The sequence below is a fragment of the Streptomyces sp. NPDC048254 genome, from assembly GCF_043201895.1.
GTDB lineage: Bacteria > Actinomycetota > Actinomycetes > Streptomycetales > Streptomycetaceae > Streptomyces.
Genome location: NZ_JBICZJ010000001.1, coordinates 1,098,836 through 1,114,191, shown reverse-complemented (window position 1 = coordinate 1,114,191; position 15,356 = coordinate 1,098,836). Strand labels below are relative to the sequence as shown.

Genomic DNA, 15,356 nt, shown 5'->3' with positions numbered 1-15,356 from the left:
GGTCCAGGGTGATCAGGTCAGACACGGGAACTCCTGGCGGAGGCAGCGGCGGACAGCCGGTCGGCGATGAGGCGTCCGGCCCTGCGGCCGTCGCGCACCGCGTAGTTGGTGCCCCGGTCTTCGGGGAACACCTGCGCCATGCCCGCCAGATACAGGCCCTGGACGCGGGACTCCACCTCGGGCATGGTGCGGGTGTAGTGCGGAGTGATGACGGGCTGGGCGTGCTCGGCGCGCCAGACGTGGTAGCGCTGCACCCAGCTGCGCTCGAAGCCGGGGAACATGCGCCGGATGTGCGGCAGGCTGTACTCGAAGACCTCCTCGTCGGACATCCGGTACAGCTCCGCGTCGGTCGGCAGATACTTCGAGAGATAGACGACGTGGTTGCCGTCGTAGCGCTCGGGCCGGTCGAGGTTGGTGTGCTCGATGACGCCGACGTAGGGGAAGCCGGGGTCGTTGACGTTGAGCCAGTACGTGTCGGAGAGCCGGCGGTTGTTCTCCAGGACCAGGCACACGTTGCCGAGATAGTCGACGGCCGACCAACGCCGCTGCAGCTCCGGTATGGCAGGGTGATCGGCGCCGTCGAGGAGCCCGGCGGCGAGCCGCGGCGCGGTGGTGATCAGCACCTGGGGGGCAGGATGGAAGACACCCGCGGCCGTCACTCCGCTCACTGAGGCGCCGTCGGTGTGCACCGCTTCGACCGGCATCCCGGTTCGGATGTCGACACCGAGGGACTCCAGGCGCTGCTGGAGTGCGCTCAGCAGCGCCTCGCTGCCGCCCTTGATGTAGTAGAGGGTCTCCTTGCCGGAGCGGGTGCGGCTGCCGCCGCGCAGGTGCAGCTTGGTCCACATCCAGGTGGCGCCGACCTGGTCGGCGTGCTTGCCGAACTTGCCTTCCAGGAGCGGCCGCCACACCACGTCGTACACCCGTCGGCCGCCCAGGGAGACCAGCCACTCCCGTGCGGTCAAGGACTCCAACTCCCTCCAGTGCTTGACCCGTTGGGCGCGCAGCGCGAGCAGTCCGAGGCGGATCCGGTCGCGTAGCGGCAGCGGTGCGAAGCGCAACACGTCCAGCGGGGCGGAGAGCCGGTAGACCGAGTTGGCGTAGTAGATGCCGGTGCGGGTCTCGTGTGCCTCCAGGAGGTGGGATATGCCGAGGCGCTCGCACAGCCGGATCATCTCCTCGTCGGAGGAGAACCAGTGGTGGTAGAAGCGCTCAAGGCGCTTGCCGTCCCCGATGTCGAAGCTCGCGGCGAGCCCGCCGGCCTTCTCCTCGCGTTCGATGACGCGCACGCTGCGACCCTGCAGGGCGAGTTCGAGCGCGGCGGACAGACCGGTGAATCCGGCGCCGACAATAACGGCGTCCACGGGCTCGGCGTCAGTGGCGGACTGGGCGGTGGTGTCCGTGCTGGTGTCCGTACTCACAGTGCGACAGGCTCCTTGACAGGCTTCTTGGAAGGGGGTGGAGAGGCGGCCCCGGGACGGTCCTCGCCACCGAGCCGGTCCTGGATCACGTAGTCGGGCCGGCCCTGCACCTGCCGGAACACCGCGTGCAGGTACTCGCCGACGACGCCGAGCGCGAGCGCGTGCGCACCGAAGGCTCCGGGCCTGGCGAGCAGCCGCACGTCACGTTGGACTGCGGCGGCGGCAACTCCCCCTGTCAGCACGGCTGTTCCCAGATACGCGGACAGACGCAACGGCGCCACCGAACCGGCCAGCAGGCCGCGCCGCGACAGCGCGAGCATCTTGCGCAGGGTGTACTTGGACTCGCCCGCCTGCCGTGGGTCGCGGTCGTACGTCACGCTGGTCTCGGGCAGCCCGAACCAGCTCACGGCGCCGCGCAGATACAGGTTCTTGTCCGGTACGCCGGTCAGCAGCGCCACCAACTCCCGGTCAAGGAGCCGGAAGTCACCGGTGTCGAGCGCGAGCGAGTGATCGGAGAGGGCGTTGAGCAGACGGTAGAAGGCGTAGGCGCTGGCCTTCTTGAACAGCGTCTCGCCGTCGCGACTGCGACGCCGCGCGGACACCACGGACCAGCCGTCCCGCCACAACGCGGCGAGCTCCGGGATCAGCTCCGGCGGATCCTGCAGGTCCGCGTCGATGACGACGACGGCGTCGCCCAGGGACTCGCGCAGTCCGGCCAGACAGGCGGCCTGATGCCCGAAGTTCCGACTGAGCCGGACGGCCCGGACCGAACCAGACGCCCCAGCAAAGGAGTTGATGACCTCCCAGGTGCCGTCGACGCTGCCGTCATCCACATAGATCTGCTCGCACTCGAATCCGGCGAGCCCTGCGAGAACCTGGGTGAGGCGGGCATGGGTGCGAGCCAGCACCTCCACCTCGTTGTAGCAGGGGACGACGACGCTGAGCACCGGTCGCCGGTCGTTGAAGACGCGTCTTTCCCGCGGCACAGCACACCTTTCGCGTATGGAACACGTAGGAGAAATGGACTGGTGGTACGCGGATCACGGGGCCGCCGAACCGGCACGAACAGTGACGGCCCGGGTACGTGCTGTGCCCCGACGAGGAGAAATGTTACCGGTAACATTTCTTACGTCAAGGTCTATCGGGCTCCAAGATCGACGAGGAGGGAAGTTCTCTCGACTACCCGCTGGTACGTGCTGGTTGGGGTTGGAGCAGGCGGATCGCCATGTCGGGGCGGTCTACGAAGCAGATCAGTGGTTGGGTGGCCAAACGGATGCAACTGCTCGGGCAGGCAAGTGAGCAGTTACGCAAAGGCGGTGTCAGTGACCGTGTCCCGCCAGATGAGGAGGACACTGTTCGCGTACGAGGAGAGGAGCGTTGGCTGTCTTGCGCTGGCCGACTTACATGTGCGATCGCGAAGCCGCTGATCCCGGAGCAAACGGGCACGGTCACGAGGTGGCGGAGCAGCACCGACGGCACGACTGGCGGCCGGTCCCCCGGGACTTCGGTCCCCATCATGGAGACCGCAGCCGGGCGCTGGCGTCCCGGTCTGCCTCGATGGGTTCAGGCCTCAGCACGCAGGGCCTTGCGGAGATGTTCGGTCTCGCCGGCTCCCAGAAGACCCAAGTGCTGCCCGTCCCGCTCCGGCAGGTTCTGGATGATGCGAGGATCGATCTGAGCGAGGAAGCCGCGGGGCCAGGTGCAGGGCGATGACCAGGTCGTCGTCGGTGTGGTCCCGCCCTGCACCCCTCGGCGGCCCACTGACCCGGCGAGGCGATCGACTCCCTGGCCTTCAGCGCCGACAGCCGCACGCTGTACGCGACCAGCGCGCATGTTCCTCTCCAGCGATACGTCGTCGACACGGCCCGGGCCGCCGACCGCGTGTGCGCGCGGGTCGGGGGCGGCACGCTCGCCTAGGGCCAGTGGAAGAGGTACGTCACGCACGCCCCGTACCGCCGTGTCTGCCCGTGAGCTACGTCTACCCAGCCAACGGCGTAACTGGGGTGGTGTGATTCAGCTCTTGCGGCCCTGGCCGGTGCGGGCGGCGGCCTCGTGACGCGCTTGACCCCCGCTACCTCTCCGAGGGCAGCATGACCGCCATCTACGCCGATGAACACGCCGACCACACCACCCGCGCTCTCTCCAACACCCCGAATGCTACGGACGATTGATCGCCTACACCATCACAAGGGACGTCATCTCTCCATGCCGTCCAGGGGCTGAGTTGCGAGGGAGCCCAGGCAGGAGTCGAAGTACAGGGCGACGTGGAAGAACGGGACGATGACGCCGAGTGTGGGTTGCAGGTTCAGATCCTTCGGCCTCCAGTGGCCAGGGCTACCGCCGGTTCGGGACGGTGGACGCCGCGGGGCCGGTAGCCGAGCAGGTCGGACAGGCCGATGAGGTCGGCGAGGGTCCACACGATGGCAAGCCACATCTCGGTGCCCTGCAGGCCCGGCTCGCGGCCGGGGCCGCCGCCGTCGGCCGGGGGCCCGAATCCGAAGCCCTGCCCCGGGTGCCAGCGGGGCAGGGCTTCGGCGAGTTGCCCGGCCGCCCAGAGCCGGAGCTCCGCGTTGCGGTGGCTGGTCTGGCGGGCGCAGAGCCACAGGGGGTGGGCGACGTCGAGGATGTTGCAGGCGTTCTCGCGTCCTGGAGTGAAATGGCGGGGGTCGCGGCTGTGGTTCAGGACGGTGTCGATGACCCGTTCTGGATGCGGGACGGGCAGGCCGAACTGGGCGAAGGTTCCGCGGGTGAGCCGGTAGTAGCCGTTCACCTGCTGGAGTCGCCCGGTGCTCGGTGAGTCGGCACCCCACAGGCCGGTGCAGGGGTCGACGCGGGTGAGCAGCCAGCCGAAGAGTGCCTCCCGTGCGCCGGAAGCGGGCGGTTCGTCGTCCCGGCGCAGGTTCCAGTGGGCGGCGGTGGCCCAGGAGTCGATCCAGCTGCCCGCGTGCCAGGCCCGGTCCTGCCAGGGCAGAGCGTCGAGGCGGTGGACGAGTCGGTCTGCCGTCATGGTGCGGGCCATGCCGATCGGATGAGTGAAGGAACTGCCGAGCAGGTCCAACGCGTAGCCGACGGACAGCACGTGGTACTGCGCCGCTCCGTGGTCGACGAACCCGTCCGCAGCCGGGGGCGGGAGCGGGCGCGGCAGTCCGGTCGCCGGGTCGGTCTCGGGCACCAGGCCGGTGAGCGGGTCCTGGGCTGCGCGCAACCGCTCGATATGGAAGGCGGCCGTGCCCTGCTCGGGGACGTCCCCGAGCAGCAGGTCCGCGATCTCCACCGCGTCGCAGTGAGCCCGCACGGTGGGTGCCGCTCCTGGGTGGTCGACGTACTGCCCGCCGCCCGGAGCGTCTGGGGCCCAGCAGCGGGCGATGAGGCCGGCCGCGTGGTCGGTGGCCGTACGACCGAACTCGGCGAGCTGCTCCGCGAGTTGCTCATGAGAGGTGCCGGCGGCGGCCGGGCGGGTGGTCGTCCAGCGGTCGCGGATCGGTCGCGCGGGATTACCGGCCGCTACCGTCCAGGCGGGGACGGACTTGGTGACCACCGCTCCGGCGCCGATGACGCAGTGGTCGCCGATGCTCACCCCGTCGAGGACGACGACATGAGAGCCGATCCACACGTCATCGCCGACGCTGATCCCGCGGCTGGTGACGGGCTGCTGGTGGACCGGGCGGTCGGGCTCGGCGGTGTGGTTGAAGCCCAGCAGGGAGGTGTGGGCGCCGATGCGGACGCCGTCGCCGAGTGTCACGGTGCCGCGGACGGTTGTGAAGGGGTTCAGCGAGCAGTCGGCGCCGACCGTGATGTCGCCGGTGACGTACGCGTGGGCGCCGATGTAGGAGTCGTCGCCCAGGTGCAGGCGGTCCGGGTACACGGCGGCCGACTTCGCGACGTAGCACCGCTCGCCGAAAGTCACGGTCCCGGTGGCGAGCAACTTCTGTTGCCACAGCCGCTGTTCGGCGCGCTGCGTGTCCGAGGCGCCTTCGCCGAAGAGCCAGGGGCAGTGCTCGAACAGCCCGTCGTCCTGAGTGGGCTCGTCGACCGGCTCATGGATGGTCGGCTCCGGGGCGGGCGCTGGACGGGTTCCGCCCTCTTGGCTCATCAGGTGCTCCTCCACGGGGTAGTTGAGCGCGATTATGGCCGTCCGCGCGCACCGCGTCAGTGGGTGCCTGTGGTCGCGAGGAGTCGGTCGATCTCGGTCAGCTCGTCGGCGTTCAGGGGTGCGGCGTCCAACGCTGCGAGGTTCTGGTCGAGTTGGGCGACGCTGCTGGCGCCGATGATGACCGAGACGACACGTGGGTCGCGCAGGATCCAGGCGAGGGCGAGCTGCGCGAGCGTCTGCCCGCGCTGTTCCGCCACCTTGGCGAGGGCGCGGATGAGGGCGAGCTTCTCCTCGGTGAGGGCGTCGCTCTTGAGGAAGTGCCCCACCGCCATCCGTGAGCCGGCCGGAATCCCCTTGAGGTAGCGGTTCGTCAGCAGGCCCTGGGCCAGCGGGGAGAACGCGATGAGGCTGCTTCCGGAGTCACCGACGGCGTCCAGTACGCCGGGCTCGACGGTGCGGTCGAGCATGGAGTACGCGGCCTGGTGCAGGAGCAGTGGGGTGCCGAGGCCGCCCAGGATCTCCACGGCGCGGCGGTGCTGTTCCGGTGAGTAGTTGGAGATGCCCGCGTACAGGGCCTTGCCCTGGCGGACGGCGGTGTCGAGGGCGCCCATGGTCTCTTCCAGGGGTGTGTCCGGGTCGAAGCGGTGCGAGTAGAACACGTCCACGTGGTCCAGGCCGGTACGGCGCAGCGACTGGTCCAGGCTGGACAGAAGGTACTTGCGCGAGCCGCCGTCGCCGTAGGGTCCGGGCCACATGTCGTAGCCGGCCTTGGTGGCGATGAACAGCTCGTCCCGGTACGGGCGGAAGTCCTGTGCGTAGAGCGTGCCGAAGTTCGCCTCGGCGGAGCCGTAGGGCGGGCCGTAGTTGTTGGCGAGGTCGATGTGGGTCACCCCGCGGTCGAAGGCCCGGCGCAGCACCGCCCGCTGGTTCTCCAGCGGGGCGCTGTCGCCGAAGTTGTGCCACAAGCCCAGCGAGACGGCGGGCAGGAGCACGCCGCTGTGTCCGGCGCGCCGGTAGGTCATCGAGGTGTAGCGGTCGTCGGCGGCCTGGTGGGCCATTGCGGGAGGTCCTTTCGGAGTGGTGGCAAAGGGAGTGGTGGCGAAGAACGTGACGGGAGCCGGGGGCCCCGCTACTCCTCGGTGGGTCCGAGGTCGGGGGTGTCGCGAAGGTCGACGGTGTGCGTGATGGTGGCGTGGAGTTCGAGGACGGTGATCTCGTTGCGGCCGGGGCGCAGCACGGGCCCGGGGACGTAAAGGGTGTGCTGCGGGCCGCGCGACCAGTACCGGCCGAGGGAGAAGCCGTTGATCCAGGCGTTGCCCTTGGTCCAGCCCGTCAGGGACAGGAAGGTGTCGGCGGGCTGCTCGATGTCGAAGTGGCCGAGGTGGAAGGCCGGGCCGAGGTGCGGTGTGCATGTCGGAGCGAAGGCCAGGCCGTCGAGGGTGTCGAGTCCCAGCGGAGTGCACTGCCAGCCGGTGAGTTCGACGCCGTTCAGAGCGACCGGGCCGAGCAGTCCCTTGCGGTCGTGGATGCCCTGGCCGTAGTTGACCCGGCCCTGGTTCTCGACCAGTACGGAGAGCACTGCCCCCGCTCGGGGTACGGCGAAGGCCAGGGCGTGCTCGTGGTTCTCGCGTTCCAGAACGCCGACAGGTTGCCCGTCCAGGAACACCTGGGCCCGGTCGCGGACGTCACCGACGGTCAGCAGCGCGGGGCCGGCGGAGGGCAGGCTGGTGCGGTAATGGACGAACCCGAAGTCCTGGCCCAACTGCTCCATGGCCAGCGGCTGCTCTGCGCTCACTGCCCGATCGCCGCCCAGGACCGGCAGGTTGTCGAACAAGGCGGCGCCGTGGGTGAGTTCGACCCCGAGGACGGCGAGCTTGGGCACCGGGTCGGGCACCTTCTCGTTGGGCACCGGGGCGTACTTGGCGATGACCTCCCGGAAGGCGGCGTACTTGGGACTGGGGTCGCCTGCCTCGTCGAGCGGGGCGTCGTAGTCGTAGGAGGTGACGGTGGGCCGGTAGTCGCCCTTGTCGTTGGCGCCGTTGGCGAAGCCGAAGTTGGTGCCGCCGTGGAACATGTAGAAGTTCACCGAGGCTCCGGCGGCCAGCATCTCGTCCATTGTCGCGGCGGCGTCCCCGGCGCTGCGCGCGGCGTGCACCCCGCCCCAGTGATCGAACCAGCCGTTCCAGAACTCGGTGCACATCAGTGGGCCGGTGTGCTGGTGGCGGCGCAGCTCGGCGAGGTTCGCCGTGGCCCGGCTGCCGAAGTTCGCCGTTCGCAGCACCCCGTCCAGCCCGCCGCGTGCCAGGTCGACGGGCTGGTCGGAGGTGAACAGCGGTACGTCGACGCCGTACTGGCGCAGCAGGTCGGCGAGGTGGCGCAGGTAGGCGACGTCGTCACCGTAGGCACCGTACTCGTTCTCGATCTGTACGGCGATCACCGGGCCGCCACGGGTGCCCAGGTAGGGCAGCAGGAGCGGGAGCAGTGCCGCGAAGTAGCGGTCCACCGCGGCGAGGTAGCGCTGGTCGGTGCTGCGCAGGACGATACCCGGCTCGGCCAGCAGCCAGGACGGCAGACCGCCGCCCTCCCACTCGGCGCAGATGTACGGGCCGGGACGCAGCACAACGTGCAGGCCCTCGACGGCGGCCAGCTCGATAAAACGTGGCAGGTCGAGGGCGCCGTCCATGCGGAACTCGCCCGGCCGGCGCTCGTGCAGGTTCCAGGGGACGTACGTCTCCACGGTGTTGAGGCCCATCAGTCGGGCCTTGTGCAGCCGGTCGGCCCACTGCTCGGGATGGACACGGAAGTAGTGCAGACCTCCGGAGATGATCTGGAACGGCTGCGCGTCGAGAAGGAACCCCTCGTCGACGATCTCAAGCACGGGCACGACTGGGCTGCTCCTTGTGACGCGGAGGATGGGGCGGGGCGACCACGGTGTGATGGCGCCCCGCCCCGGTGGAGGAGGTCCAGCGGTGGTCAGCCCCCGGAAACGGTGAAGCCCTGCTGGTTCCCGTAGTCGGTGATCCGCTTCTGCCAGGCCGTCAGACCGGCGGACAGGTCGGTTCTCCCGCTGATGGCCTGCCCGGTGGTGTCCTTGAACACCGAGTTGGCGTAGACCTGGAAGGGCAGGTACTGCCAGCCGGGGGTGACCTGGGCGGACGAGGCGGCGTAGACCTGATTGGCCTGCTGGTCACCGAGCACGGCGATCTTCTTGTCGAGGAAGGCGGGATCCTTGAGCAGCGCCGAGGTGGCCGGGAAGAGTCCGCCGTCGGCCAGCGCCTTGGTCGCGGTCGGGTCGGAGTTGAGCCAGGTGGCGAAGGCCACCGCTGCGGCCTTGTTCTTGCTGGTCACCGGTACGGCGTTGGAGGAGCCGCCGTTCTCGGAGGAGGCCTTGTCGCCGGCCGTCCACTGCGGGACCGGGGCGGCGGCCCACTTCCCGGAGGTCTGCGGGATGGTGGCGGCGATGCTGCCCGGTGCCCAGGCGCCGGCGATCCACGTGGCGTACTTGCCGCTGGCCATGCCCTGCCACCACTCGTTGGTCCAGATGGCGGTGGGGTCGGCGAGCTTCTTCGACAGCAGGGAGGTCCACAGGGTGCTGACCTTGGTCGCGCCGGCGTCCTTGAGGTTGACCGAGACCTTGGTGGATCCCGTGGTCTGGAAGGGCTTGCCGCCGGCCTGCCAGATGAGGCTGTCGACAACGCCGGCGTCGCTCGGGTCCACGGCGGTGATGTAGTGGGTGGGGTCCGCCGCGTGGATCTTGGCCGCGGCGGCGGCGAACTCCTTCCAGGTCTTGGGCGGCTGCAGGCCGAGCTTCTTGAAGACGTCGGTGCGGTAGAACATGGTCAGCGGGCCGGTGTCCTGGGGGACGCCGTAGACCCCGCCGTTGGTGGAGACCTGGGACCAGGCGGAGGCGGTGAACTTGTCCTTGAGCGACTGGATCTTGTAGTCGTTGAGGTTCACCAGGTCCTTGGACAGGGCCATTTCCGGCAGCGCGAAGTACTCGACCTGGGCGATGTCGGGGCCGCCGGTGCCGGCCTTGATGGCGGTCTGGAGCTTCGTGTACTCGGCGGGTCCCTGACCCGCGTTGACCACGTTGATCTTGATCTTGGGGTGGAGCGCCTCGAACTTGGCGACGATCGGCTTGAGGTTGGGCGTCCAGGTCCAGAAGGTCAGCGTGGTCGGCTTGTCGAGCGCGCCTGCGGTCGAGGCAGCGCTCGCGCCGTCCGAGTCCGCGGCCCCGGAGCAGGCGGTCAGTGTGAGAGCCAGCGCGGCGGCGGGTGCGGCAGCGAGGAGGAATCGTCTACGGGACGGGCGTGTAAGGGACATGGGGGTGGTGCTCCTCTACGTCATTGTGGGAGGTGGAACGGGCGTTGGGGTGGAGGGGGTTACTGCTTGACGCTTCCGCTGGCGAGGCCGGACTGCCAGAAGCGCTGCAGGAAGAGGAAGGCGATGATCAGGGGCACGATCGCCAGCAGACTCCCCGTGACGATCAGCGGGTAGAGCTGTGCGGTGCCGACCGTGCTTTGTCCGCTGGCCTGGGTGTTCCACTGGTTCAGGCCCACCGTCAGGGGGAACCAATCGGGATCGCTCAGCACGATCAGCGGCAGGAAGTAGTTGTTCCAGGTCGCGACGAGCGCGAACAGGAGCACCGTGACGAAGCCGGGAGCCAGCAGCCGCAGCGAGATGGTGAAGAAGGTCCGCAGCTCGCCCGAACCGTCGATGCGGGCGGCTTCGAGCATGGAGTCGGGCACCGCGTCCAGCGCGTAGACCCGCATCAGGTACAGACCGAATGGGCTGGCGAGCGCCGGGATCAGCACCGCCCAGGGAGTGTTGACGATGCCCACCTTGCTGAACAGCAGGTAGGTGGGGACGGCCAGCGCGGTGGTGGGGATGGTGACGGCACCCAGTACCAGGGCGAACAGCGCCTTCTTCCCACGGAACTCGTACTTCGCCAACGCGTAGCCGCCCGCTGTCGCGATGATCGCCGCTCCGCCCGCGCCCACCACGGAGTAGAGCAGGGTGTTGCCGAACCAGCGGAAGTAGATGCCGTCGTCGTAGGTCAGGACGTCGTGGATGTTCTGGAAGAAGTGGAAGCCGTCGCCGAACCACAGGCCGAAGCTGGAGAACAGCGACTTGCTGTTCTTGGTACTGCTCATCAGCAGCCAGAACAGGGGCAACAGGGTGTAGGCGAGCATCAGGAACATGGCCACCGTCAGCGAGGTGCTGCCGCGGCGCCGCGGGGCACGCTGGCCGGAGCCGGCGGGGCGGCCGCGGCGGGTCCGACGGCGGACGGGGGCAGTGGCGGTGGCGGTGGCGGTCACAGGACGCGCTCCTTCCGGGCGGTCCAGAGCTGGACCGCGTAGGCGACGGCGGCCGTGACCACGCCGAGCAGGACGGCGACGGCGGCGGAGTAGTTGAACTGCCGGCCGTTGAACGCCAGGTTGTAGGCGTACATGTTGGGCGTGTAGCTGGTGGTGATGACGTCGGGGGCCAGCGACTGCAGGATGTTGGGCTCGTTGAAGAGCTGGAAGCTGCCGATGATCGAGAAAATGACGGTCAGCAGCAGGGCCTGACGCAGCGCCGGGATCTTGATGCTCCATGCCTGGCGGATCGCTCCGGCGCCGTCCATCTCCGCGGCCTCGTACAGCTCCTCCGGTACCGCGCGCAGCGCCGCGTACAGGATGAGCATGTTGTAGCCGACGTACTCCCAGGTGTTGATGTTGCCGATGGCGGCCAGCATCCAGGACTTGGACAGCAGGTTCGGCATGGCGACGCCGAGCGCGTCGCCGACCTGGTGGACGAGGCCGAAGTTCGGGCCGTACAGATATCCCCACATGAGCGCCGCCACCACGGCGGGGACGGCGTAGGGGATGAAGATGCCGATGCGGAACAGGCCGGCCCAGCGCAGCCGGCCACTGTCGATGATCAGCGCGGCGAGCAGCGCGAGGCCGAGCATGATCGGCACCTGTACGGCGAGGAAGAGCGCCACCCGCGCCAGCCCCACGCGGAAGAGGGTGTCGCCGAAGGCCCGGGTGTAGTTCTCGAAGCCGACGAAGACGGTGCCGCCGACCAACCGCTCCTGGAAGAGGCTCAAGTAGACCGCGTACAGCAGCGGTGCGGCGATGGCGACCGCGAAAACCACCAGGAACGGCAAGAAGAAGACATAGCCGAAACGGCCGTGCGGAGAAGTCACCCCCCGGCGGGGCGGATGTGCGGACGATGACAGCTTGCTCAAGGCTCTGGTCCTGTTCACGCGATTCTGAGGGGTCGTGTTTGCGCAAACACGCTTAACTGGATGGGAGACTGCACGCGCCCGCTCTCATGTGTCAAGAGGGTGTTACCAAAAGGAATCCGACGGATGTCCCGTGCGGCGAAAGCTCCAGATAGGGTGCATGCCAGGCACTGCGGCGCTCTGACCTCCCCATCTGGAGGCCCTGGAGGTACCGTGTCCGCGTTCGAATTGACTCCACACCGGTGTTTGCGCCAACATCCGGGGGAGAGCAAGCAGCCTGGGAGAGCGGAGATCAAGGTATGGGCAGGGTGGGGAGCACCCCGGCCGGAGCCGCCGCTGAGGGCGTTCCCCCCGCGCGCACACGGCCGCCCTCGCAGGCCGACGTCGCCGCGCTGGCCGGTGTCTCCAGCCAGACCGTTTCCCGGGTCGCCAACGACAGGTCCAACGTCGACGAGGAGACCCGGCAGCGCGTCCTGACCGCCATGCGGATGCTGGGGTACCGGACCAACACCGCCGCCCGTGCGCTGGCGACCGGCCAGTTCCGGATGCTCGGTGTCATCAGCTTCGACCTGAGCGCCCATGGCAACGCCCGGACGCTGCAGTCCATCGCGGCAGTCGCCCAGGACGCCGGGTATTCGGTCAACGTCGCCGTGGTCAGGACCGCCACCGAAGGAGCCGTGCGACAGGCGTTCTCCCAGCTCACCAGCCAGGCCGTCGACGGCATCGTGCTGATCGAGGCTCAGATCCTGGACCGCCCCGAGCTACAGCTGCCTCCCGGAGTCCCGATCGTGATGGCCGACGGGGCCCCTGGCCAGCGCTTCCCCGCGGTCGACAACAACCAACTCGTAGGAGCCCGCGCCGCCACCGAGCACCTGCTCTCCTTGGGGCACACCACTGTCTGGCACCTCGCGGGCCCACAGGACTCCTACTCGGCCCGCCATCGGGTCACGGCCTGGCACACGGCGCTGAAGGAAGCCGGAGCCCCCGTCCCGCCCGTCAGCTACGGCGACTGGAGCGCCGAGTCCGGCTACGCCATCGGCCGTGAACTCGCCGCCCGAGACGACGTCACCGCGGTGTTCGCGGGCAATGACCACATGGCGATCGGCCTGATCCGGGCCTTGGCCGAAGCCGGCCGTACAGTGCCGGGCGACGTGAGCGTCGTCGGCTTCGATGACGTCGCCGAGGCCGCCTACCTCCAGCCGCCGCTCACCACCGTCCACCAGGACTTCGAGGAAATGGGCCGCGCCTGCGTCTCCGTACTGCTGCGGCAGATCGAGGGCGGCGAGTCGATCGGAGGACTGGTCGCCTCCGTCGAACCCCGACTCGTCGTACGCGCGAGCACCGCGCCGCCACCGAAGCGGCCGAGGACGAAGAAGCCGTAGGGGACCGACAGGGCGGCGCCCGGGGACGACGCTCGCCCAGGCGAAGGGCATGCCCGCCGGTCCGACGCTTGCCGTCATCGCCCGCGAGGCCGGCGTCTCCCTTTCCGCCGCCGCAAAGATGTTCTACGGCCGCGAGGCCGTCTCGCCCGGCACCGTCCGCCGGTTCAGAACGTGCTCGACCGGCGCGGCCACATCCGGAGACCCCGCTTCGACGCCGGCCATGGTGGATGTCGTCGTTTGGGCTTCGCCCCGCCATGTAGACGTCCGCGATCTCGGGTCTCCCCGGGAACGACCCGCTGACCCGCCGACGAGCGACGGGCCACCCCTTACCGGCCGGTCTCCACCGGCCGTTTCGGCGAAATTGTGGCCCGTTGCCCTGGGATGACGAATGTGTGAACAACCTCTTGACTACCTCGCCGGGGCGGCAGCAGACTCAACACGACCCAACATGTTTGCGCAACCATGAACATGATTGGTGACCCACCAGCCCCCACCCGATGAGGTTCGGCATGCCCGCACGGTTTTTGACCTCCGTACGGCGCCTGGGCTCCGCCCTCGGCGCACTCATCGCTCTGACCGCCGCGGCGCTTCTGTCGGCGCCCGCGGCCCACGCCGACACCAACGGCACCTTCACCCCTGGCGCTGCCTGGAACGACACCTCGGGCAACACCCTTCAGATGCATGGACTCGGCATCGTGAAGGTCGGCTCCGACTGGTACGGCTTCGGCGAGAACAAGTCGGGAGAGAGCTCCACCAACGCCCAGTTCCAGTCCATCAGCTGCTACAAGTCCAGCGACCTGTCCCACTGGGCCTACCAGGGCGCCGCCCTGAGCCAGCAGTCGAGCGGTGACCTGGGGCCGAACCGTGTCGTGGAACGTCCCAAGGTCATCTACAACGCGTCGACCGGCAAGTACGTGATGTACCTGCACATCGACAGCTCCAGCTACGCAGAGGCCAAGGTCGGCGTCGCGACCAGCAGCACGCCGTGCGGTGCCTACAGCTACCAGGGCAGCTTCCGGCCGCTCGGCTACCAGAGCCGGGACATCGGCCTCTTCCAGGACACCGACGGCACCGGCTACCTGCTGAGCGAGGACCGCGCCAACGGCCTGCGTATCGACAAACTCTCGGCCGACTACCTCAGCGTCACCAGCGCGGTCAAGGTCTTCGCCGACTACGAGTCGCCGGCAATGGTGAAGACCGGGGGCCGGTACTACCTGCTCGGGTCCCACCTGACCGGCTGGAACACCAACGACAACGTATACGCCACGACGACCTCACTCACCGGCACATGGTCCGCGTTCCGCAGCTTCGCGCCCGTGGGCACCAAGACCTACAACACCCAGACCGCCAACATCATCCCGGTCCAGGGCAGCTCCGGCACCACGTTCATCTACGCCGGCGACCGCTGGACGACCTCCAACCTGGGCGCCTCTCCCCTCGTGTGGCTGCCGATGACGATCAGCGGCACGACCGTGGCCGTCGGCTGGCAGAACTCCTGGACCCTCGACGTGACCACCGGCACCTGGTCGGGCACCTCCAACCCCGCCGCGGCCACGCACCGGCTCACCAGCTCCGGAAGCGGACTGGTGATGGACGTCAGCAACGGGTCGACGGCCAACGGCGCGGGCATCGACCAATGGGGCTCCAACGGGGCCTCCAACCAGCAGTGGACGCTCAAGCAGGTCAGCGGCAACGTCTACACCTTCACCGGCGTCGCCAGCGGCAAGTGCCTCGACGTGCCCAACCAGTCCACAACACAGGGCACCCAGTTGGACATCTGGACCTGCAACAACGGCGCCAACCAGCAATGGGCGCTGGAGGCAGCCGGCTCCTACACCTCCTCGTCCAACGCCTCCTACGTCCTCGTCAACCTCAACAGCGGCCTGATCGCGGACGTGACCGGAGCGTCGGCCACCGCCGGGGCGACCGTGGAGCAGTGGGCCGCCACTGGCGGCACCAATCAGACCTGGACCTTGAACTGACGGCGATGGATCCCACCGGCTAGGTCCGATCGGTAGGAACAGGGGTGGCCACGACCAACCGTGGCCACCCCGTTCAGGTGGGAAGGGGACCCGCGCGGCCGTTCACAGCCCACGGTCCTGCGGCCGTGGCTGGTGGCGGAAAGGGCGGCTTCACTGCGATGTTCAGCATGGAGGGTCTCCCCGGGCGGGCGTCTACGCCTTGGGCGGGCCGCCGCCGCGCCGCGGGGGAACGGACGCGACGGCGGCCCT

At 68.7% G+C, this 15,356-nt stretch carries 10 protein-coding genes and 1 pseudogene; 3 read left to right on the top strand and 8 right to left on the bottom strand.

Annotated elements, in window-relative coordinates; all coding sequences use genetic code 11:
* Positions 1-17: 17 nt before the first annotated feature.
* From ACGFZQ_RS05045 to ACGFZQ_RS05010, 8 genes are all read right to left on the bottom strand, one after another.
* Entirely contained in the window at positions 18-1,421 is a 1,404-nt protein-coding gene (locus ACGFZQ_RS05045) for an NAD(P)/FAD-dependent oxidoreductase (protein WP_393839194.1), read from the bottom strand.
* A complete protein-coding gene (locus tag ACGFZQ_RS05040; RefSeq protein ID WP_393839193.1) occupies positions 1,418-2,407 on the bottom strand; it encodes a glycosyltransferase family 2 protein in 990 nt (329 codons plus the stop codon). The genes ACGFZQ_RS05045 and ACGFZQ_RS05040 overlap by 4 nt, the downstream gene beginning before the upstream one ends.
* A 1,319-nt stretch (positions 2,408-3,726) precedes the next feature.
* Positions 3,727-5,514 (bottom strand): acyltransferase, encoded by a 1,788-nt coding sequence (locus ACGFZQ_RS05035; protein WP_393839192.1) that lies wholly within the window; start codon positions 5,512-5,514, stop codon positions 3,727-3,729.
* Positions 5,515-5,570: 56 nt separating this feature from the next.
* On the bottom strand, positions 5,571-6,572 hold the full coding sequence (locus ACGFZQ_RS05030; protein ID WP_393839191.1) for an aldo/keto reductase: 1,002 nt from the start codon (positions 6,570-6,572) through the stop codon (positions 5,571-5,573).
* Positions 6,573-6,643: 71 nt separating this feature from the next.
* Positions 6,644-8,398, bottom strand: a complete 1,755-nt coding sequence (locus ACGFZQ_RS05025) for a beta-galactosidase (protein WP_393839190.1) — start codon at positions 8,396-8,398, stop codon at positions 6,644-6,646.
* Between the two features lie 89 nt (positions 8,399-8,487).
* Positions 8,488-9,837 carry an ABC transporter substrate-binding protein gene (locus ACGFZQ_RS05020; protein ID WP_393839189.1) on the bottom strand — a complete coding sequence of 450 codons (1,350 nt, stop codon included), beginning with the start codon at positions 9,835-9,837 and terminating at the stop codon, positions 8,488-8,490.
* A 59-nt stretch (positions 9,838-9,896) separates the two neighbouring features.
* The gene (locus ACGFZQ_RS05015) at positions 9,897-10,832 is read right to left on the bottom strand and encodes a carbohydrate ABC transporter permease (protein ID WP_393839188.1); all 936 of its coding nucleotides are present in this window, start codon (positions 10,830-10,832) and stop codon (positions 9,897-9,899) included.
* Positions 10,829-11,737 (bottom strand): carbohydrate ABC transporter permease, encoded by a 909-nt coding sequence (locus tag ACGFZQ_RS05010; RefSeq protein WP_393839247.1) that lies wholly within the window; start codon positions 11,735-11,737, stop codon positions 10,829-10,831. Before ACGFZQ_RS05010 ends, ACGFZQ_RS05015 begins: the two co-directional genes overlap by 4 nt.
* 305 nt (positions 11,738-12,042) lie before the next feature.
* On the opposite strand from ACGFZQ_RS05010, the gene ACGFZQ_RS05005 reads away from it, so the two are divergent.
* From ACGFZQ_RS05005 to ACGFZQ_RS04995, 3 genes and pseudogenes are all read left to right on the top strand, one after another.
* Positions 12,043-13,125: a LacI family DNA-binding transcriptional regulator gene (locus tag ACGFZQ_RS05005; protein WP_393839187.1), complete on the top strand. Its 1,083-nt coding sequence runs from the start codon at positions 12,043-12,045 to the stop codon at positions 13,123-13,125.
* 49 nt (positions 13,126-13,174) lie between these two features.
* Positions 13,175-13,341 (top strand): annotated as a pseudogene (locus ACGFZQ_RS05000) (LacI family transcriptional regulator); the annotation flags it as partial.
* A gap of 293 nt (positions 13,342-13,634) precedes the next feature.
* Positions 13,635-15,107: an RICIN domain-containing protein gene (locus ACGFZQ_RS04995; protein ID WP_393839186.1), complete on the top strand. Its 1,473-nt coding sequence runs from the start codon at positions 13,635-13,637 to the stop codon at positions 15,105-15,107.
* Positions 15,108-15,356 lie beyond the last annotated feature (249 nt).